General features: G+C 38.6%; 20 protein-coding genes. All 20 read left to right on the top strand.

Going from position 1 to position 19,982, the window contains the following annotated elements; all coding sequences use genetic code 11:
• Positions 1 to 14: 14 nt before the first annotated feature.
• Complete coding sequence (gene sleB / locus ACIP9C_RS02490) at positions 15 to 857, top strand: spore cortex-lytic enzyme (RefSeq protein WP_401008309.1); 843 nt, start codon at positions 15 to 17, stop codon at positions 855 to 857.
• 16 nt (positions 858 to 873) lie between these two features.
• Entirely contained in the window at positions 874 to 2,157 is a 1,284-nt protein-coding gene (locus ACIP9C_RS02485; RefSeq protein ID WP_401008308.1) for a PepSY1/2 domain-containing protein, read from the top strand.
• Positions 2,158 to 2,244: 87 nt separating this feature from the next.
• Complete coding sequence (locus tag ACIP9C_RS02480; protein WP_401008306.1) at positions 2,245 to 2,904, top strand: flagellar brake protein; 660 nt, start codon at positions 2,245 to 2,247, stop codon at positions 2,902 to 2,904.
• 83 nt (positions 2,905 to 2,987) lie between these two features.
• The gene (gene cmk / locus ACIP9C_RS02475; protein ID WP_340825223.1) at positions 2,988 to 3,662 is read left to right on the top strand and encodes a (d)CMP kinase; all 675 of its coding nucleotides are present in this window, start codon (positions 2,988 to 2,990) and stop codon (positions 3,660 to 3,662) included.
• A 102-nt stretch (positions 3,663 to 3,764) separates the two neighbouring features.
• The gene (rpsA, locus tag ACIP9C_RS02470) at positions 3,765 to 4,901 is read left to right on the top strand and encodes a 30S ribosomal protein S1 (protein ID WP_401008304.1); all 1,137 of its coding nucleotides are present in this window, start codon (positions 3,765 to 3,767) and stop codon (positions 4,899 to 4,901) included.
• A 291-nt stretch (positions 4,902 to 5,192) separates the two neighbouring features.
• The gene (der, locus tag ACIP9C_RS02465; protein WP_401008302.1) at positions 5,193 to 6,503 is read left to right on the top strand and encodes a ribosome biogenesis GTPase Der; all 1,311 of its coding nucleotides are present in this window, start codon (positions 5,193 to 5,195) and stop codon (positions 6,501 to 6,503) included.
• Between the two features lie 160 nt (positions 6,504 to 6,663).
• Complete coding sequence (locus ACIP9C_RS02460) at positions 6,664 to 7,680, top strand: NAD(P)H-dependent glycerol-3-phosphate dehydrogenase (protein ID WP_401008300.1); 1,017 nt, start codon at positions 6,664 to 6,666, stop codon at positions 7,678 to 7,680.
• A 411-nt stretch (positions 7,681 to 8,091) separates the two neighbouring features.
• A complete protein-coding gene (locus ACIP9C_RS02455; RefSeq protein WP_340825217.1) occupies positions 8,092 to 8,304 on the top strand; it encodes a DUF2768 domain-containing protein in 213 nt (70 codons plus the stop codon).
• 19 nt (positions 8,305 to 8,323) lie between these two features.
• Positions 8,324 to 9,112 carry a hypothetical protein gene (locus ACIP9C_RS02450; RefSeq protein ID WP_401008297.1) on the top strand — a complete coding sequence of 263 codons (789 nt, stop codon included), beginning with the start codon at positions 8,324 to 8,326 and terminating at the stop codon, positions 9,110 to 9,112.
• A 303-nt stretch (positions 9,113 to 9,415) separates the two neighbouring features.
• Entirely contained in the window at positions 9,416 to 10,894 is a 1,479-nt protein-coding gene (gene spoIVA / locus ACIP9C_RS02445) for a stage IV sporulation protein A (protein ID WP_401008295.1), read from the top strand.
• 198 nt (positions 10,895 to 11,092) lie between these two features.
• A complete protein-coding gene (locus ACIP9C_RS02440; RefSeq protein WP_004232618.1) occupies positions 11,093 to 11,365 on the top strand; it encodes an HU family DNA-binding protein in 273 nt (90 codons plus the stop codon).
• A 289-nt stretch (positions 11,366 to 11,654) separates the two neighbouring features.
• Positions 11,655 to 12,224 carry a GTP cyclohydrolase I FolE gene (folE, locus tag ACIP9C_RS02435; protein WP_069511792.1) on the top strand — a complete coding sequence of 190 codons (570 nt, stop codon included), beginning with the start codon at positions 11,655 to 11,657 and terminating at the stop codon, positions 12,222 to 12,224.
• 63 nt (positions 12,225 to 12,287) lie between these two features.
• The gene (mtrB, locus tag ACIP9C_RS02430; RefSeq protein ID WP_010858802.1) at positions 12,288 to 12,506 is read left to right on the top strand and encodes a trp RNA-binding attenuation protein MtrB; all 219 of its coding nucleotides are present in this window, start codon (positions 12,288 to 12,290) and stop codon (positions 12,504 to 12,506) included.
• A gap of 313 nt (positions 12,507 to 12,819) precedes the next feature.
• Positions 12,820 to 13,587 carry a heptaprenyl diphosphate synthase component 1 gene (locus ACIP9C_RS02425; protein WP_401008292.1) on the top strand — a complete coding sequence of 256 codons (768 nt, stop codon included), beginning with the start codon at positions 12,820 to 12,822 and terminating at the stop codon, positions 13,585 to 13,587.
• A 16-nt stretch (positions 13,588 to 13,603) separates the two neighbouring features.
• Entirely contained in the window at positions 13,604 to 14,308 is a 705-nt protein-coding gene (locus ACIP9C_RS02420) for a demethylmenaquinone methyltransferase (RefSeq protein WP_401008290.1), read from the top strand.
• A gap of 19 nt (positions 14,309 to 14,327) precedes the next feature.
• Complete coding sequence (gene hepT / locus ACIP9C_RS02415; protein ID WP_401008289.1) at positions 14,328 to 15,302, top strand: heptaprenyl diphosphate synthase component II; 975 nt, start codon at positions 14,328 to 14,330, stop codon at positions 15,300 to 15,302.
• Between the two features lie 86 nt (positions 15,303 to 15,388).
• The gene (gene ndk / locus ACIP9C_RS02410) at positions 15,389 to 15,805 is read left to right on the top strand and encodes a nucleoside-diphosphate kinase (RefSeq protein ID WP_173478456.1); all 417 of its coding nucleotides are present in this window, start codon (positions 15,389 to 15,391) and stop codon (positions 15,803 to 15,805) included.
• A 365-nt stretch (positions 15,806 to 16,170) separates the two neighbouring features.
• Positions 16,171 to 17,319, top strand: coding sequence for a thiolase family protein (locus ACIP9C_RS02405; protein WP_401008287.1), 1,149 nt, complete (start codon positions 16,171 to 16,173; stop codon positions 17,317 to 17,319).
• Between the two features lie 14 nt (positions 17,320 to 17,333).
• Positions 17,334 to 18,101 (top strand): 3-hydroxyacyl-CoA dehydrogenase, encoded by a 768-nt coding sequence (locus ACIP9C_RS02400; RefSeq protein ID WP_401008285.1) that lies wholly within the window; start codon positions 17,334 to 17,336, stop codon positions 18,099 to 18,101.
• Positions 18,102 to 18,214: 113 nt separating this feature from the next.
• Positions 18,215 to 19,840 carry a long-chain fatty acid--CoA ligase gene (locus ACIP9C_RS02395; RefSeq protein ID WP_401009168.1) on the top strand — a complete coding sequence of 542 codons (1,626 nt, stop codon included), beginning with the start codon at positions 18,215 to 18,217 and terminating at the stop codon, positions 19,838 to 19,840.
• Positions 19,841 to 19,982: the final 142 nt, after the last annotated feature.

The raw sequence follows: 19,982 nt of genomic DNA, 5'->3' as shown, positions 1-19,982 counted from the left end.
AAGGAGTGATGATTGTGCGTTTAATAAGTATACTTTTTGCTTTCCTACTTGCGATTAGTATAGTCTCAATACCACAAAACAACGCAACAGCGTTTAGCGATCAACAAATTACCCGTGGTGCTTATGGAGATGACGTCATTGAGTTACAGGCTAGACTACAATACTTAGGATTTTATAAAAGTAAAATTGACGGGAAATTTGGCTACAACACTTACTGGGCATTACGAAATTTCCAAGAGAAATATGGAATACCAGTAGATGGAATAGCAGGCACAAAGACAAAAAAAGCGTTAGCAGGATATTCAGATTATGATGAAAACTGGGTGAAAGCGCAATTAAAAGCTGGCAATCAGTTTACCTATTATGGTGGTGTTCCACTTGATCAGCAGGTGAAAAGTACTGGTAATACTGGCGGGAATTCTAGTGGTGGCGGTACAGCAAATAATGAAAGCACTGGTAGTAGTAATGGTAATGGTACTGATACACAAATTCCACCAAAGTATACGGAACGTGATTTACAGCTAATCGCCAATGCAGTTTACGGAGAGTCTAGGGGTGAACCATATGAAGGCCAAGTAGCCGTAGCAGCTGTAATTTTAAATAGATTAGAAAGCCCTGATTTTCCTAATACGATTTCGGGTATTATTTTCCAACCTTTAGCATTTACAGCAGTAGCGGATGGACAAATTTGGCTAGAGCCGAACCAGCGTGCAAAAGAAGCGGTTATCGATGCAATGAATGGCTGGGATCCGTCAGAGAATGCATTGTATTACTTTAACCCTAAAACAGCGACAAGTAAGTGGATTTGGTCTCGCCCTCAAATAAAACAAATAGGTGAGCATATTTTCTGTTCATAAGAAAGGAGGAAAATAGATGAGAACAATGCTCGTTATTTTAACAATAGCAGTTATAGGTTTAGGAGCATACAGTATTGATTTACATGGAGATAAAGAAAGTTTACAACGTACAGTGCATGCGCAGTATACAGAAAAACTAACGGATGCCTCAGAAAAATTATCGTACTTACAAAGAGCAGTTTCACAGTCCTTGTTATTTAAGGATGAACAGGCAATACACAGTGAGCTCGATTCTATTTGGCGACTAAGCTCTGAAGTGCGTTCATCTATTTCAAATATTCCAATTGGCCAAGAGCTTTCTAATCAGTGGCTAGGTTATTTAGGAAGACTTGGTGATGAAGCGAAAAAAACAGCGAAGTCCGGAGATTATGAAGCTTGGCGCGAAAAGATGCCACAAATTTCTACGAATTTGCAAGCTTTATCTGATGAATGGACAACAGCAACTGTTGATTATTATAAGCAAGATGGAAATATGGATGTTTGGATGCGTCAAGTAGACAATAAAAATCCTAATACATCATTTGATAATATTAAGAAGACATTAAAAGATTATGGCGAAAGTGATTTCCCGCTTACATTGAGTGAATCAGATTGGCAGAAAAAATTAGAATTAAAAGCATTACAAGATTCAGTTGTTACAGAAAAAGAAGCTTTAGAAAAAGTAAAATATTTATTCCCAATTATTAAAGATGCTACGTTTACTGTAACAAAAAGCAGTGATACAGCACCATATCCGTTTTATCACATACAGTTCCACCAAGGCATTCGCTTAGGCTATGTTGACTTAACTGAAAAGGGAGGACATTTACTATCTTATTTAGTTGAACGTCCTGTAGATGAGGCCAAGCTGTCACAAGAGGAAATTATTAAAAAAGCGGAAGAACATTTAAAGAGACTTGAGATGAAAGATGTTGCATTTGTTGAGTCACGTGAAAACCATTTAGCTTGGCATGTTACTTTTGCCCGCGTTAATCCAGGTGACAATGCTTTAATTTATGCAGATGGCGTTCAGTTAAAAATTGCAAAAGATAATGGTGAGTTACTTGGCGCAAATGCAATGGAATATATACAAGAAGAAGCGATAAAACCACAAAAAGCCAATCCGATTGATTGGAAAACTTTCTTTGATGACAATGTACGTGTAGAAGAAGTAAGAAATATTTATACGGATAACGGACAATTCGAGCAACGACTTTGCTATGAAGTTATTGCAGTTCGAGACGAACAAGCGCAAGAAACATTCCGAATTGTAGTTGATGCGGAAAATCACAATGTGTTAAAAGTAGAATATTTAACTTAAGAATAGAAAAAGCTCCCAGTTCATATAGCCAAAATTTACATCCCATGCAATAATAGGGGTATATATATATTGTTCGGGGAGATGCTCATGGAAATAAAAATTGGTACACTACTACAACTTGAACCTACTTATACAGAACGTATTGAAAAATTCCGCTGTAAAGTGGTTGAACAAAAAGACAATATAGTTTATATTGATTATCCAACAAATGTAATAACTAAAAAAACAGCTTTTTTAATAGATGGTTCAGAATTTAGGGCAACCTTTCGAACAGAAGATAAACAATCCTACGCCTTCAATACAGAAGTAATTGGACGTAAAGCAGGCAATATACCGATGATTATGTTGCATTGTCCGCAAGAGGATGAGTTTATCAAAATTCAACGCCGTGAATATGTGCGTGTTGAGACACCTGTCGATGTGGCAGTTCAATTTAAAGACTATAAATACCAGCTAGTAACAACGGATATAAGTGCAGGTGGACTCGCACTTATCATAAAAGGTGATGTAGCCTTTAAAGATGACGATGACATTAAGTTAACGATTGTCTTACCATTTGCCAATGGCGATGTAAATTACGTCGTTACAGATGCAACAGTTGTTCGAATATTTGAAAAAGATGACAAGACAATTGCTACCATTCAGTTAACGGATACCGATGATATTGATCAACAACATATCGTACGTTTTTGCTTCGAAAGACAGCTATTAAATCGCCGTAAAGAAATAAATCCATTCGATGATTAAATTCACAGTGGCCCTCTTGCTCGTAGAGGGCTTTTTTTTATTAGTATGTTACAATATGGTGTGAAAGAAAGTAGGGAAGCATAATGAACAAAAACATTCAAATTGCGATTGACGGTCCTGCAGGTGCGGGAAAAAGCACAATCGCGAAAATCGTTGCAGAATCACTAGGATTCACGTATATCGATACGGGAGCAATGTATCGAGCAGTTACGTATAAAGCAATGCAACAAAACATACATTTAGATGATGAAGCAAAATTAGCAGAAATGTTAGCAGCTAGCTCAATTGAATTAAAGCCTTCTCCTCAAGGTCAACTTGTTTTTTTAGATGGCGAAAACGTATCTGATGCAATTCGCTCCAATGAAGTAACCTCTTCTGTTTCGCAAGTAGCAGCACATGCCAAAGTGCGTGAATTGTTAGTAGCACAGCAGCAAAAACTTGCCGCAAATGGTGGTGTTGTCATGGACGGACGTGATATTGCTACACATGTGTTAAAAAATGCAGAACTTAAAATCTTTATGTCTGCTACGGTAGAAGAACGTGCAAGACGCCGCTATATTGACAATGAAAAACGAGGGATAGCGTCTTCAATAGAAAAGCTCCAAGAAGATATTGCTTTGCGCGATAAAATGGATAGTGAGCGTGAAGCTTCACCACTGATTCAAGCAGCGGATGCTATTTATTTAGACACAACGGAGCTATCAATTGATGCCGCAGCGCAAGCCATTTTAAAATTAGCACAAGAAAAAATGGTATAAATCCTAAAATTTCAGACATTTTTTGAATTTAAAGGATTTATTTTTGTCTTTGTCTTCAATATCGAATAAAATAGTAAGGGAAGATGCGAAGGAGGGTTACATATGTCTGAAGAAATGAACTATGCAGAACAAACGTTTAACGAAGGTGATATCGTCAAAGGTATTGCAGAGCAGGTTGATGAAAAAGCGGTAACTGTTTCAATTCCAGGTGCACCGTTTGACGGTATCGTACCAATAAGTGAATTATCGAGCTTACACATTGAAAAAGCGTCTGACGCTATCTCCGTTGGGGATGAGTTAGAATTGATGATTACAAAAGTTGAAGAAGAAAACTATGTATTATCAAAACGTAAAGTAGATGCCTTAAAAGCATGGGATACACTAGAACAACAATTTGCTGCTGGAGAAGTTTTCGAAGCGGAAGTAAAGGATATTGTTAAAGGTGGTCTTGTTGTAGATTTAGGAGTACGTGGGTTCGTTCCAGCATCCCTAGTAGAAGATTATTTTGTCGATGATTTTGAAGATTATAAAGGGAAAGTACTAAGCTTTAAAATTGTCGAGCTTGATAAAGAAAAAAATCGCTTAATTCTATCACATCGAGCAGTAGTAGAATCTGAGAAAGCTTCTCAGAAGAAAAATGTTATTAACCAAATCAAAGCTGGCGATGTATTAGATGGTAAAGTACAGCGTATAGCATCATTTGGTGCATTTATTGACCTTGGTGGTATCGATGGACTTGTCCATATTTCACAAGTATCACATGAGCATGTGAGTGATGTCAGTGAGGTATTATCAGAAGGACAAGAAGTAAAAGTTAAGGTTCTTTCAGTAGACCCAGAGAATGAGCGTATTTCGTTATCGATTAAGGAAACAGTTCCTGGACCTTGGTCGAATATTGAAGATCGTGCTGCGAAGGGCACTGTGCTTGTAGGTAAAGTAAAACGCCTGACATCATTTGGTGCTTTTGTCGAAGTGTTCCCTGGAGTGGAAGGTTTAGTGCATATTTCACAAATTGCGCATAAGCATATTAATACGCCTCATGAAGCGTTGAAAGAAGCGCAAGAGGTACAAGTAAAGGTGCTAGATGTCAATGTTGACGAAGGGCGCCTTGCATTAAGTATCAAAGATTTATTGGAAAATCCAGAGGCGGAAGAAGTAATCGACTATGAATTACCAGAAGAAAACACAGGTTTCTCTCTTGGTGATGTAATTGGCGACCAACTGAAAAACTTTAAATAATAACAAACAGCGAGGATACGAATGTATCCTTGCTTTTTTTTGTCTAAAATTATTTCAGTTAGTTACAGTTGATTTCCACTGCGGGCGATGTTTTCAGCTCATTATAACGTAAGCCACAACAGGATAACTAGTTGGAGCCATACCTGCTCAAAAGGAAAGACTTAGAGCGAAAAATAGCGGTTATATTAAAGAGAAAGCTAAAAAGTACTCTCTATGATGGATATGTTATGATATAATGGCATTTTTCGTGTATAATAGCGAAAGACAAGAAGTTGGAAGGATGAAGTACAGATGACGAAACCAGTAGTAGCCATCGTAGGTCGTCCGAACGTAGGTAAGTCGACGATTTTTAATCGCATCGTTGGAGAACGTGTCTCGATTGTAGAAGATATTCCGGGAGTAACACGTGACCGTATTTATAGTTCGGCAGAGTGGTTAACACATGATTTTAATATTATTGATACAGGTGGTATCGAAATTGGAGACGAGCCGTTTTTAGAACAAATTCGTCAACAAGCTGAAATCGCTATTGAAGAAGCAGACGTTATTATTTTTATGACGAATGGTCGTGAAGGCGTAACAGCAGCAGATGAGCAAGTTGCAAAAATTTTATACAAAACAAAAAAGCCGGTCGTTTTAGCAGTTAATAAAATTGATAATCCAGATATGCGTGAAATGATTTATGATTTCTATGCACTTGGATTTGGTGAACCTTGGCCAATTTCAGGTTCCCACGGATTGGGCTTAGGAGATTTATTAGACGAGTGTGCAAAGCACTTCCCACAAGAAGATGAAAATCAATACGGAGATGACGTGATTAAATTCTCTTTAATTGGTCGTCCAAATGTCGGTAAATCATCATTGGTGAATGCGTTCCTAGGTCAAGATCGTGTCATTGTAAGTAACATTGCTGGTACAACGCGAGATGCCATTGATACGCCTTACGAATACGATGGGAATGAATATGTAATTATTGATACTGCCGGTATGCGTAAAAAAGGGAAAGTGTACGAAACGACGGAGAAATATTCTGTTTTACGTGCGCTACGTGCTATTGAGCGTTCTGATGTTGTTTTAGTTGTTCTTAATGCTGAAGAAGGCATTCAAGAACAGGATAAAAAAATTGCAGGCTATGCACATGAGGCTGGAAAAGCTATTATCATTGTAGTTAACAAATGGGATACCATTGAAAAAGATGACAAAACAATGAATGTATTTACACAGCAAATCCGTGAACACTTTTTATTCTTAGACTATGCACCGATTATATTCGTGTCAGCAAATACAAAACAACGAGTACATCAAATTTTACCGATTGTACAGCGTGTAAGTGAAAACCACGCGATGCGTATCCAATCATCTATTCTAAATGAAGTGATTGAAGATGCGGTTGCACGTAATCCAGCGCCAACTGATAAAGGTCGTCGCTTACGTATCTACTATGCAACACAAGTGGCGATTCAACCACCAACATTTGTGGTATTTGTAAATGAAACGGAATTAATGCACTTCTCTTATGAGCGATTTTTAGAAAATAGAATTCGTGAAACATTTGATTTTGAAGGTACGCCAATTCGTTTAATTACACGTGCGCGTGCATAATCTAAAATATAACTTATTTAGTACGCCAACCCGACAATTGTTGTTGGGTGGCGTCTTTTTTCAAAGGACTAGGCTAAATCACAATTTGGTTAAAATTTGTTAGATAACATGCATTTTGCCCGCGAAGATTTACCTAAAGGAAATAGAAGGGGGAATTTGAATGGAACGAGTTTGTGTACTAGGAGCAGGATCATGGGGATCAGCACTTGCAATGGTACTTGCGGAAAATGGACATGATACCCTTGTGTGGACACATAGAGCTGATCAAGCAGAAGAAATTAATACAAAGCATACGAATAAAAAGTATTTACCAGAAACGATACTACCAGAGAATTTACATGCTACAAACGATATTGCTGAGGCAGTAGCACATTCTAATACAATCGTTGTTGCAGTGCCAACTAAGGCTATACGAGAAACTTGTGAAAAGATGACCGCTACATTAGATAAAAAAGTATTATTTGTCCATGTTTCAAAGGGAATTGAGCCAGATTCATTAAAACGTATATCTGAAATTTTGGCCGAAAGCTTGCCTTCTGAATTTGTAGAAGACATTGTAGTGCTCTCAGGGCCAAGTCATGCAGAGGAAGTAGTATTACATTCCCCAACGACGATTACAGCAGCCTGTGCCAATATAGAGGCGGCTGAGAAGGTACAGGACTTGTTTATGAACCAGTTTTTCCGCGTATATACGAATGAGGATGTTATAGGCGTGGAAATGGGTGGTGCATTAAAAAACGTTATAGCGTTAGCTGCAGGCATAACAGATGGTTTAAATTATGGTGATAATGCGAAGGCTGCACTTATTACACGTGGACTTGCTGAAATTACTCGTCTAGGTGTCAAAATGGGCGGAAATCCATTTACATTTGCAGGGCTGACAGGCATGGGTGATTTAATCGTAACGTGTACAAGCGTGCATTCTCGAAATTGGCGAGCAGGAAATATGTTAGGTAAAGGCATGAAACTGCCAGAAGTACTCGATCAAATGGGTATGGTAGTGGAAGGCGTACGGACAACGAAGGCAGCCTATCAACTGGCCGAAAAATATGATGTTGCCATGCCAATTTCGACGGAACTTTATGGCGTATTGTTTAACGATGTAGAGCCGAAAGTGGCTGTCGATGCATTAATGATGCGCGTGAAAAAGCGTGAGATCGATGAACTGATGAACTAAATTATATTAGTAATAATGTTTTGAACCGGTAAGCAATATATAACTTGTCATGAAATGGACACAAAAGAGGCATCTCAGAAGGATCTGAGGTGTCTCTTTTTTGAACAAATTGTAAAGTAATAGGTGGTAATAATACTTTTTTTCCCTTAAAAGTTATTTTTATAATGATGAATTTCTCCACCTATAGTAAAAATATGATATGATTTCCACGGAGTGTTATCTGTTGTAGCGGTCATCTTAATTTATATGAGCTTGAAAGGATTATTTTTTTCGTATATCAAAAAAATAGCATGTTAAGCACCTTATAGCACCCCATTTTTACTTTTGGGAAAGCGCCTTCTTTTTTAAGGATGCCCATAGTATAATAAACGTTGATTGTCTCGTGTCATTGAAGAAAGGTGGTAGACTTAAATGGGTCCGTTAGCACATATGCCAGCACTAGATATCATGTGGGTATCTTTTTATTGTATCGGCTTTATGATTATTTCAGTTGGTTTAATTTATCTAGGTCGCAATAAAATTTCAAATGGTTTATTACGTACAATCGTAAATTTATTAGCATACATACTGTTTGGACTTGGAACATTTTTAATGGTACTTATAATTGCCACATGGCCAGCTTAAAAAGGGGGAAAAACGTGAAATGAAAAAACTAAATGCTTTTCTTTTGACAGTGGCAATAGCCGTTTTGCTAGGTGGTTGCGCATATCCTGAGGAGGAAAAGGCCGCAAACCAAGTGCCGGATGTCGATCAATTAGCATCTGTCCAACGTGCTGTCAATGAATATCGTGAAGCTACAGGTGGCCTAGTACCAATTAAAAATAGTGAATTGGATACGGATATCTATATAAAATATTTAATCGATTTTGAAAAACTTATGCCAAAATATATTACGCAAATTCCAGGGAATGCATATGAAAAAGGCGGTATTTATCAATATATTATTTGGGATCCAGAAAACAGCGCCGAAGTAAAATTAGTAGATTTAAACTCTGCGGAGCGTATGCGAGAGATTAATATTCGCAAATTGGGCACACAGTATATTCCGACAAAGGGTGCAATTGCTGATAATGTCTACCAAATTAACTTTGAAAAATTAGGCTACAAATCAGAAGTAACAGTCAAAAGTCCATATTCAGGTGCGGAATTACCGATATTTATGACAGGCGATGGCGAAATGCATGTGGATTATTCAATCGATTTAGGTCAGCTATTAAAAGAGGACAAACCAGAAGTAAAGCCAGGCGAGGATATTCGTCAATTACTTGTCGATAAATATCCCGTTGTTCCAGCCTATTCAGTGCCATACACTGTAGATGAAAATGGCGAGCCAACTTATATGATGGATGCCTATAAAGCAGATGCAAAAAAGGCGAAGGAAGAAGCTGAAGCAGCTCAAGAAAGTGAAAGTAAAGCTACCGAATCGAATTAAAGTTTTAATTACCTCAATTGTTAGAGAACATCTAATGATTGAGGCTTTTTTTATGCTTAAATAGCTGTCGAAATTAGTGCCAGGCACTCAAACAATTACTTCGCGGAATTAATACCTTGTTTCGCGGAATTATCCCCCAACTTCGCGGAATTATCACTTCATTCCGCGGAAAAACTATCTTGCTTCGCGGAATCACCTTCCAGCGGAAATATAAATTCTATTCATATTGCTACAAAGGAGCTTTTCATATTTATCTTCGTGGATGCATATAGTGAAAAAGCGTAGATAAAGGAGGCAGAAACCTTGAGTGAAGCAGTATTTAAAGAAATTGCAGAGCGCACAAATGGCGATGTTTATATTGGTGTTGTAGGTCCAGTTCGTGTAGGTAAATCAACATTTGTAAAAAAAGTAATGGAAGCTGTAGTGTTACCGAATATTGTGGATGATACAGAAAGAATGCGAGCACAGGACGAGCTGCCACAAAGCTCGCCAGGCCCAGTAATCATGACTGCTGAGCCGAAGTTTGTGCCTGCTCAAGCGACACGTATAGCGGTCGGCGAAGATGAAATGACATTCCAAATTCGTTTAGCTGATTGCGTTGGTTATGTCATTGATGGTACAAAGGGCTACGAGGATGAGAATGGTCCAAAATTTGTGCATACACCTTGGCATACAGAGCCAATTCCTTTCCAAGAAGCGGCGAAAATTGGTACGGATAAAGTGATTCGAGATCATGCTAATATCGGTATTGTTGTGACAACTGATGGAACAGTAAATGGTATTAGCCGTCGTGCCGCTGAAAAAGCGGAAGAAGAAATTGTTGCACAATTAAAGGAAATTGGAAAACCTTTTGTTATCGTGTTAAATTGTCAAATGCCAGCACGAGAAGAAACAGTACAGCTTCGAAATGAGCTATTTGAGCGTTATAACGTTCCTGTAATTGCGATTTCAATCGATCAAATGCGTGCTACTGATATTCAATATATTTTGCAAGAGGCGTTATTTGAGTTTCCAATTCGGACGATTGAGGTTGAGAAACCAGATTGGCTTGATGTACTAGATGCTACACATCCTTTAAACGTAGCATTGATTGATTCCATGGAAGAAGTGCTTTCATCTGTCATGAAAATTAGAGACGTGCAACAAGCTTCTGATGCCTTTAAAGAGATTGATTTTATTGATCAAAGTGAAGTGATTCATGTAGATTCAGGAATCGGTACAGCCGTCATTCGAGTGTCATTACAAGGGGAATTGTATAAGGCAGTTTGTAATGAATGGTTAGATGAACCGATTGAAACAAAGCGTGATTGGTTGCTATTTATTAAAGAGGCTGCTGAAGCAAAAGAAGCACAAAAACGCTTTAAAGATGCAATAACTGAAGCGGATACGAGTGGATATGGTGTGACTTTACCAATGATGCAAGAGTTTGAACCAACTGCTCCAGAACTTATAAAGCAAAATAATTTCTATGGAGTTCGTATGAAGGCAACAGCGCCATCCTATCATATTATTCGAGTTGATATGGAATCAGAATTTGCGCCACTTATTGGCTCTGAATTCCACAGTCAGCAATTACTGAAAGATTTGAATCATGCTTATTTACATGATCGTGATGCACTTTGGCAAACACAACTTTTTGGTACACCATTGCATGAAGTGTTAAAAGAAGGAATTCGTTACAAAATGAGTGCAGTGCCTACTACAGCTAAAAAACGTATGCGCCAAACAATTGAACGTATGGTTAATGAGGGCGACAGAGGATTGGTTACTTTTATTTTATAGGATAAAATGGAAATTAGAGAGCAAAAAAATAGTGCAGGGCTATTCGTTTTTATGCGAAAAGTCCTGTTATTTTTGTTTTTTGGGTGAAAAACGCATATTTTGGTTATAATCATGAATGAATACAGTTGCGTCGCGGTTTCCTATGTGTTACTCTTTTTACAGAATTGGTTCATGACCCTTTGAGAGGAGGTGAATGGTGTGAATAAAACAGAATTAGTAAACTCTGTTGCTGAAGCTGCAGGTCTTTCTAAAAAAGACGCTTCTAAAGCAGTTGAAGCTGTATTTGATACAATTCAAGATGCTCTTGCAAAGGGTGACAAAGTACAATTAATTGGTTTTGGTAACTTTGAAGTACGTGAACGTGCGGCTCGTAAAGGTCGTAACCCACAAACTGGTAAAGAAATCGAAATCGCTGCTAGCAAGGTACCTGCTTTCAAACCAGGTAAAGCGCTTAAAGATGCTGTAAAATAATACACGTCTAGTAGTTACATAGAGCAGTCTTCATGTAAACGAGCATGAAGGCTGCTCTTTTTAACTCATTTATAAAATATAATGAATAGCAGTAATTCTATAAAATACAAAATATTAGTCACAAGATGGCTTTGTTTTTTACTATATACATAGCACGAGGAACGAAAACTTTAAGAAGATATGGTGAATTTCTTTTAAATCAGGTAAGTCGTTTTGCGCTTAACTTTTGGATATGCTACGATGCATAGGGAAATGTGTAATGCTTTGATACGCAGGAGGGTTTTTACGAATGTCGAATGTTGATTTATTGAAAATAGAAGAAGCAGTAAAAATGATTTTAGAAGCTGTGGGCGAGGATGTTAATCGTGAAGGATTACTTGATACGCCGAAACGTGTTGCTAAAATGTATGCTGAAATGTTTAGTGGCTTACATGAAGATGCAAAAGATTATTTTAAAACTGTTTTCCATGAGGATCATGAAGAATTAGTGCTTGTAAAAGATATCCCATTTTATTCAATGTGTGAGCATCATTTAGTGCCTTTTTATGGCAAAGCACATGTGGCTTACATACCAAACGATGGCATTGTAGCGGGACTAAGTAAATTAGGTCGCGCGGTTGAAACAATTGCACGTCGTCCGCAATTACAAGAACGTATTACTTCATCAGTAGCTGATACGATTATGGACATGCTGTCTCCAAAAGGTGTTTACGTAGTAATCGAGGCAGAACATATGTGTATGACAATGCGAGGTCTGAAAAAACCAGGATCTAAAACTGTTACATCTGTGGCCCGAGGCATTTATGAACAAGATGAGGTAAAACGTAGAGAAGTCTTGTCATTTATTCAAATGTCTTAAACTGCTTGTCTAATTATGTTATGATGGACTAAGAATTTGTCGGATTTAAGGAGTGTACAGACAATGGCACAAGATTATATAGTAATTCAGGCAGAAGAAGATGGCGTACATGTAATAGGCTTAACACGTGGTACGGATACGAAATTCCATCATTCTGAAAAATTAGATGCAGGGGAAGTCATGATTGCTCAATTTACTGAGCATACATCTGCCATGAAAATTCGTGGCAAAGCGCAAATCCATACAGCACATGGTGTTATCCAAAGTGAAGGAAAAAAGTAACATAGGTATTGTATTGTAGCTTTTATCGGTAATGTCCATATACAGTGCCGGTGATTGTTAGTTATATTGTGCACGGATGCATGACACATACGAGAATATTAAGTATGTGTTCTTGAAACTGGTTTTTACGGGCAAGTAGATTTCCTACCAATTTTTTCTGAGCATTTCTATGGTGGATTTCTACTGCCCGTTCATGTTGGTGAAAGTAAAAACTTTTTATTCCGAAACGATGCTTATGCTATAATGACTCAGTGAGCAAACGTTAAGTCATATAGATGATTAACGTATTTGAAAGTGAAATGGAGTAAGGTCTATGAATGCAACATACATTCAAAATTCAATTGCACAGTTAAAAACAGAGATTTTCATGGATGTTCGTCATAGAACTTTGCAAAAATACACAGGAGTCCCTGTGCTCGATGAAAATCAACTGTTTTACTTGTTGGTTCCCTTTTTGAATGGCGAAGAGTGGCAACAAGAGCAAAGGGAAGCTGCAATAACTGTTGGAATTGTATATGCAGCTCTAGCGGCACATGATCATATTAAAGAACTAGATGCCACATCAAAAGAACAGCAGCTAACCGTTTTAGCTGGGGATTTTTATAGTGGACGATATTATGAAATTTTAGCAATGTCAGGAAATGTCGCATTGATTCGGAATTTGTCACAAGGAATTGTGACACGCTGTGAACATCAAATCAAAGTATATGAAGCAGAACAGCGTACATTTGAACAATGGTGTTCTTCAATAAGCAATATTGAATCAGGTTTAATTGCAAAGTTTTTTGAGCTTTATGCATTGCATCATTATATTCCATTAATGGAAAAGAGTTTATTATTGTTACGATTAGAAAGAGAATGGGCTATGTATCAGCGTGGACAAAAATCTTTAATGAGTAAAGCGCTTGAACAAAGTGCATTACAGGCAGGCACAACCTTCAATGGTGTCTTACAAGATAAAATTGCCCGCTTAAAAACAGAGCTGTTGCTGGTAATAGACCAAGCATCATTTTTACAAAGTGATGTGAAACAAGCTCTACAAGCACGTGTAGAGGCATCTATTGCTTCTACAAACGGATAAGAGAGGTTTTACTAAAATGGCTAAATCGAAAGAAGAGCACGTTCACGAAGTATTTGAAAGTATTTCGGAAAACTATGATAAATTGAATGGCGTTATTAGCTTCCAAATGCATGTTGGCTGGCGTAACGATACGATGAAGCGTATGGCTGTCAAGCCTGGATCGAAGGCGTTGGATGTTTGTTGTGGAACAGCTGACTGGACAATTGCGTTAGCTGAGGCGGTTGGAAAAAGTGGCGAAGTAAAGGGATTGGATTTCAGTAAGAACATGCTGAAAGTGGGCGAACAAAAAATAACGCCTTATCCGCAAATTGAGCTTATACAAGGGAATGCAATGGAATTGCCTTTCCCAGACGATACATTTGACTATGTGACGATTGGTTTTGGTCTACGTAATGTTCCTGATTACTTGCAAGTGTTAAAAGAAATGAATCGCGTCGTAAAACCTGGTGGCATGGTTGTATGTTTAGAAACGTCGCAATCAGAAATTCCAGGCTATCGACAACTATTCCGTTTTTATTTTAAATTTATCATGCCGATATTTGGTAAAATTTTTGCGAAAAGCTATAAAGAATATTCCTGGTTACAAGAATCCGCAAATAATTTCCCAGGTATGAAGAAGCTAGCGGTAATGTTTGAACAGGCAGGTTTAGAAAAAGTAACGTACAAAGCATACAGTGGCGGTGCTGCGGCAATGCATATGGGCTTTAAAAAGATACGTTAATGGGGGAAGGTTTTCAAGCGTGGAAAAGATGAAGTTAAAACTACTCTATTCCGATTTGAAGTCAGATATTGATATCATCGAACAAGAATTAGAAAAAGCGGTGAATTCGTCTTCGCATTTAATTAACGATGCTTCTCTCCATTTATTACAAGCTGGTGGCAAACGAATCCGACCAATTTTTGTGTTGCTTGGCGCAAAATTTGGCGATTATGATATCGAAAAGATGAAAAATGTGGCTGTGCCTTTAGAGCTCATTCACATGGCGTCGCTAGTGCATGATGATGTGATTGATGATTCCGATATGCGACGAGGACGTCCAACTGTCAAATCCCAATGGAATAACAGAGTAGCAATGTACACGGGCGATTTTATTTTTGCACGTGCACTTGAATACATCACAAAAATCGAGGATCCACGTGTTCATCAAATTTTGGCACGAACAATGGTGGAAATTTGTAATGGTGAAGTTATTCAAATCGAAGACAAGTTTAGATTGGATCAGGGCTTAAAGGATTATTTCAGACGTATTAAACGAAAAACGGCACTACTTATTTCTTCTAGCTGTGAGATTGGTGCAGTGGCAGCAGGTGTAGATGCCAAAACAGTAAGCCATTTGAAACGCTTTGGTTACTTTGTGGGCATGAGCTTTCAAATAATCGATGATGTATTAGATATTATGGCGACAGATAAAGAATTAGGGAAGCCCGCAGGTAGTGACTTATTACAAGGAAATATTACTTTGCCGATTTTGTTATTAAAAGATGATGAACAGATGCAGCCTTATTTAGCAAAAGTGTTTGCGGGAACATTAACAGAGCCTGAGCGCCAAAAAATGTTGCAATATGTGCGTAAATCTGATGCTATTACACAAGCTAATAAAATGAGCGACAAGTATTTGAAAAAAGCTTTACAAGAAATAGATGCTTTACCAAAACATCCAATTAAGAAAAAGCTTCGTGACATCGCATTGTTTATGGGCAAGCGTAAATTCTAGCTTTTTGTTGTGCTAAAGCTCATTTTTTGTTAATATTTATCGGTAGGTGTAAAACCTGTTAGACGAATTTAAGGAGTGTTTTAAACATGGCAATCGAACAAACTTTTTTAATGGTTAAGCCTGATGGCGTAGAACGACAAGTAGTAGGAGATATCGTTGATCGTTTTGAACGTCGCGGATTTGTATTAAAAGGCGCTAAATTAATGGTAATCCCTCAAGAATTAGCAGAAAAACACTATGCTGAGCATGCTGAACGTCCATTCTTCGGTGAATTAGTTGACTTCATCACTTCTGGTCCAGTATTCGCTATGGTATGGGAAGGCGAAAACGTAATTAAACTTGCTCGTACTATGATGGGTGCTACTAAACCAGAAGAATCTAACCCAGGTACAATCCGTGGTGACTACGCAACAACTGTTTCTCACAACATTATCCACGGTTCTGACTCTCTTGCTTCTGCAGAGCGTGAAATTGGCTTATTCTTCGGTGAAGATTTAGTTTAATTTTATAAAATATAGAGCGATATCCATTAACTTGGAGTCGCTCTTTTTTTATTGCTCAAAATATCTTGAAACTAAGTGGTTTTACTTAGGTTTACGTGGGGGAGCTCGCCAAATCTTGATTACTGAAGAAGGACTACGCCTTTGGTTTAATGAAATGTGGTCTAACTATCTTTCTACTCTATTTAAATACATAAAGAATTGTTAATAATTACTTTGTCAGGTAAAATAAATAATATAATATTCAGATAATTAACAACTAGTAAATAGTTTCATAAAGCGGTATATATTTTCTATCAAGCAAATAAACTTAAACGTAAATGTATTAAAGAGTATGCTTAGAATTGTTTTAGAAAAGGGGTATTTATATGAGAGAAGTAGTGATTGTAGCAGCTGTTCGTACAGCGGTGGGACGAAGCAAAGGCGCATTAAAGGATGTACGTGCGGATGATTTAGCAGCAGATGTACTACAGGAAGTTATAAAGCGTGCAGGTATCGACAAAGGACAAGTAGAGGATGTTATTTTTGGTTGTGTTACACAAACAGGTGAACAAGGTGCAAATATTGCTCGTACAGCTTTATTAATGGCCGGCTTCCCAGAGAAGGTTCCAGGCGTAACGATTGACCGACAATGTGGTTCTAGCCAGCAAGCTGTACATTTTGGAGCACAAGCTATTTTAGCAGGGGATATGGATGTGGTGATTGCTGGCGGTGTTGAAAGTATGACAAGAGTGCCAATGTTTTCGAATATGCAAACTGCCCATAAAGGTAAACGCTTACAAGAAAATTATCATATTATTCATCAAGGGCTATCAGCTGAGAAAATGGCGGCAAAATGGCAGTTTTCAAAAGACATGTTGAATAACTATGCTTATGAAAGCCATAGACGAGCATTAGCGGCGATAGAGGCAGGTAATTTTCAACCGGAAATCATGCCTGTCCAAATAACACAAGAGGATGGAACCGTTACTACATTTGAAGTCGATGAAGGACCTCGAGCAGATACGACCATTGAACGATTAAATGACTTAAAAACAGTTTTTCAAGAGCAAGGGGTTATTACAGCTGGCAATGCAAGCCAAATGAGTGATGGTGCATCCGCTGTCGTGCTGATGTCGAAAGCAAAAGCACAGGAGCTAGGTATTCAACCGCTTGCAAAAATAGTGACACGCGTTGTAATAGGGTCAGATCCAACGCTTATGCTTACGGGTCCAATCGAGGCTACGAGACAAGCCTTAAAACGCTCAGGGCTGACAATTGAAGATATTGATACGTATGAGGTGAACGAAGCATTTGCCCCGGTTCCACTTGCTTGGTTACATGAAATGGGTGCAGACCAAGCAAAGCTAAATCCATATGGTGGAGCAATTGCGTTAGGACACCCACTAGGGGCTACTGGTACAAAGTTGTTAACGACGATGCTATATCGGATGCAACGTGAAAACTTACGCTATGGACTACTCGCTATTTGCGAAGGTATGGGGATGGCAAATGCCACAATTATTGAAAAAATGTAAAGGGGTGGGGTTCTATGGAATGTCATGACGTTGTCGCGATTGTAACTGGGGGTGCATCAGGCTTAGGGGAAGCGACTGTACGAAAAATTGTTAAAGAGGGCGGCAAAGCTGTAATTTTTGATGTTAATGATGAAAGAGGGCATATAATCACGCAGGAATTAGGCGAAAGTGTTCGTTATGCCCGCGTTGATGTGACACAGGAGGCAGATGTAGCTGCTGGGCTTGAGCATGCTATCGCTACATTTGGTCGAATTAACGTGGCGGTTAACTGTGCGGGGATTGCAGATGCAAGTAAAGTAATTTCAAAACGTGGCGTACATGCACTTGATCTATTTTCTAAAGTAATTTCTGTTAATTTAATAGGAACGTTTAATGTCATTCGACTTGCAGCCGAAAAAATGCAGCAAAACGAGCCCGACGAAGATGGACAACGAGGCGTTATTATTAATACAGCATCAGTTGCCGCTTTTGATGGTCAAATTGGACAAGCAGCTTATAGCGCCTCAAAGGGCGGAGTTGCGGCAATGACATTGCCGATTGCACGTGAGCTTGCAGATTTGGGAATACGCGTAATGACCATAGCACCAGGGTTAATTGAAACGCCGATGTTTGCGTCATTAGCAGAGCCAGCTCGCACGGCACTTGCTAGCATGACGCCATTCCCCAAACGTCTTGGAAAACCATCTGAGTATGCAATGCTTGTGGAAAGTATTATTCATAATGTTATGCTCAATGGTGAGGTTATCCGCCTTGATGGTGCTATACGAATGCAGCCAAAATAATTTTAGTGCATGTGAAGTAAATAGGTTCATTCTTAAATGTAAATATCTTTTTGTAGCAGCAGTCAGCTTTGGTGTTAGAGCAAGTTAATGCGAAAACGAAAGGGAGCGATATTATGCATATGATGGACACACCTTTACTATTAACAAGTTTTTTAAATCGAGCGGAGCGATATTTTCATGCGAAGAAAATATATTCGCGTACTAGCGCTACAACAATTCATGAGTTTACCTATAAAGAATTTGCCAAGCGTACGCGTAAATTAGCAGATGCTCTTACGACACTTGGTATGGATCGTGGTGTAAAAGTTGGTACTTTTGCTTGGAATCATCATCGCCATTTAGAGGCATATTTTGCTGTACCGTGTGCAGGTGCTGTGCTGCATATGATAAATATTCGACTAGCGCCTGAACATATCGTGTATGTAATTAATCATGCAGAAGATGAAATTTTACTCATTGATGAAAATTTAGTGCCTGTTATTGCACCAATTGTGTCACAGCTTAAAACGGTGAAGCAGTTTATTATCATGGGGGATGGTGTTGATTTAGAAAATTCGCCATTACCGAATGCTCTTTCCTATGAAGAACTTCTTGATGTGGCAAATGATGATTTTGTCTTCCCTGATGATATAGATGAAAATGCACCAGCAGGCATGTGTTATACGAGTGCAACAACAGGCATGCCGAAGGGGGTTGTCTATACACATCGCAGTATAGTCCTTCATAGTATTACAGCGGGACTTTCTGATAGCATAGCAATATGTGAGCGCGATGTAGTGTTACCAGTCGTACCGATGTTTCATGCCAATGCCTGGGGCTTACCGTTTGCTAGTGTGTTATTTGGAGCAACGCAAGTGCTACCAGGACCGATGTTTACGCCACAGCTATTACTCGATTTGTTTGAGCAATACAAAGTAACGTTAACAGCGGGGGTTCCAACTATTTGGCTAGGCGTTTTACAAGAACAACGTCAACAGCCACGAGATTTATCTTCCTTACGTTTGATAATTTGTGGTGGCTCTGCATCTCCAATGGGTCTTGTGCGGGGCTTTGAGGAGGAGCAAAACATTCCGTATTATACAGGATACGGTATGACAGAGACATCACCGCTTGTTAGCTTATCAACATACTTATCACACATGCAAAACTATACTACAGACGAAAAAATGAACGTTCGCACAACGCAGGGGATAACGATGCCTCTTCTTGATATGCGCATTGTGAATGAACATGGTGAGGTACCTTGGGATGGCAAAACAATGGGCGAAATTACATTAAGAGGCCCTTGGATTGCTAATGAGTATTATAAGGATGAGCGCACAACAGAAGCCTTTAAAGATGGTTGGTTATTCACAGGAGATATTGCGGTTATGACGCCCGATGGATATATTAAAATTACAGATCGCACAAAAGATTTAATTAAGAGTGGTGGAGAATGGATTTCGTCAGTGGAGCTTGAAAATGCTTTGATGACGCATCCGAAAGTATTTGAAGCGGCAGTGGTAGCAATACCACATGAAAAGTGGCTGGAACGACCTTTAGCATGTGTTGTTCCAAAACCTGAGCATAAAGATTCGATTACAAAGGAGGAGCTGTTGGACAGTTTGCGGTCACAGTTCCATAAAACATGGATTCCTGATGATGTAATCTTTTTAGATGAAGTACCGAAAACATCTGTAGGAAAATTCATGAAAGCAAAGTTAAGGGAAAATTTAAAAGACTATCGTGTAGAAATTTAACTAGCAATGAAAGCGTAAATTGACCGTCTTCATTTTAGAGTGGCGATAGAAGGCATCAGAAAGTAAAAACTCGATGCCTTCTTTTAGTTTCTGGAATGGAGGGTTGCGATTCATGCACTATAGAGCCGAGCTTTCTCCCGAT

The organism is Lysinibacillus sp. NPDC093210 (genome assembly GCF_044753985.1).
Taxonomy (GTDB): Bacteria; Bacillota; Bacilli; order Bacillales_A; family Planococcaceae; genus Lysinibacillus.
This window is presented reverse-complemented; position numbering and strand designations above follow the sequence as displayed.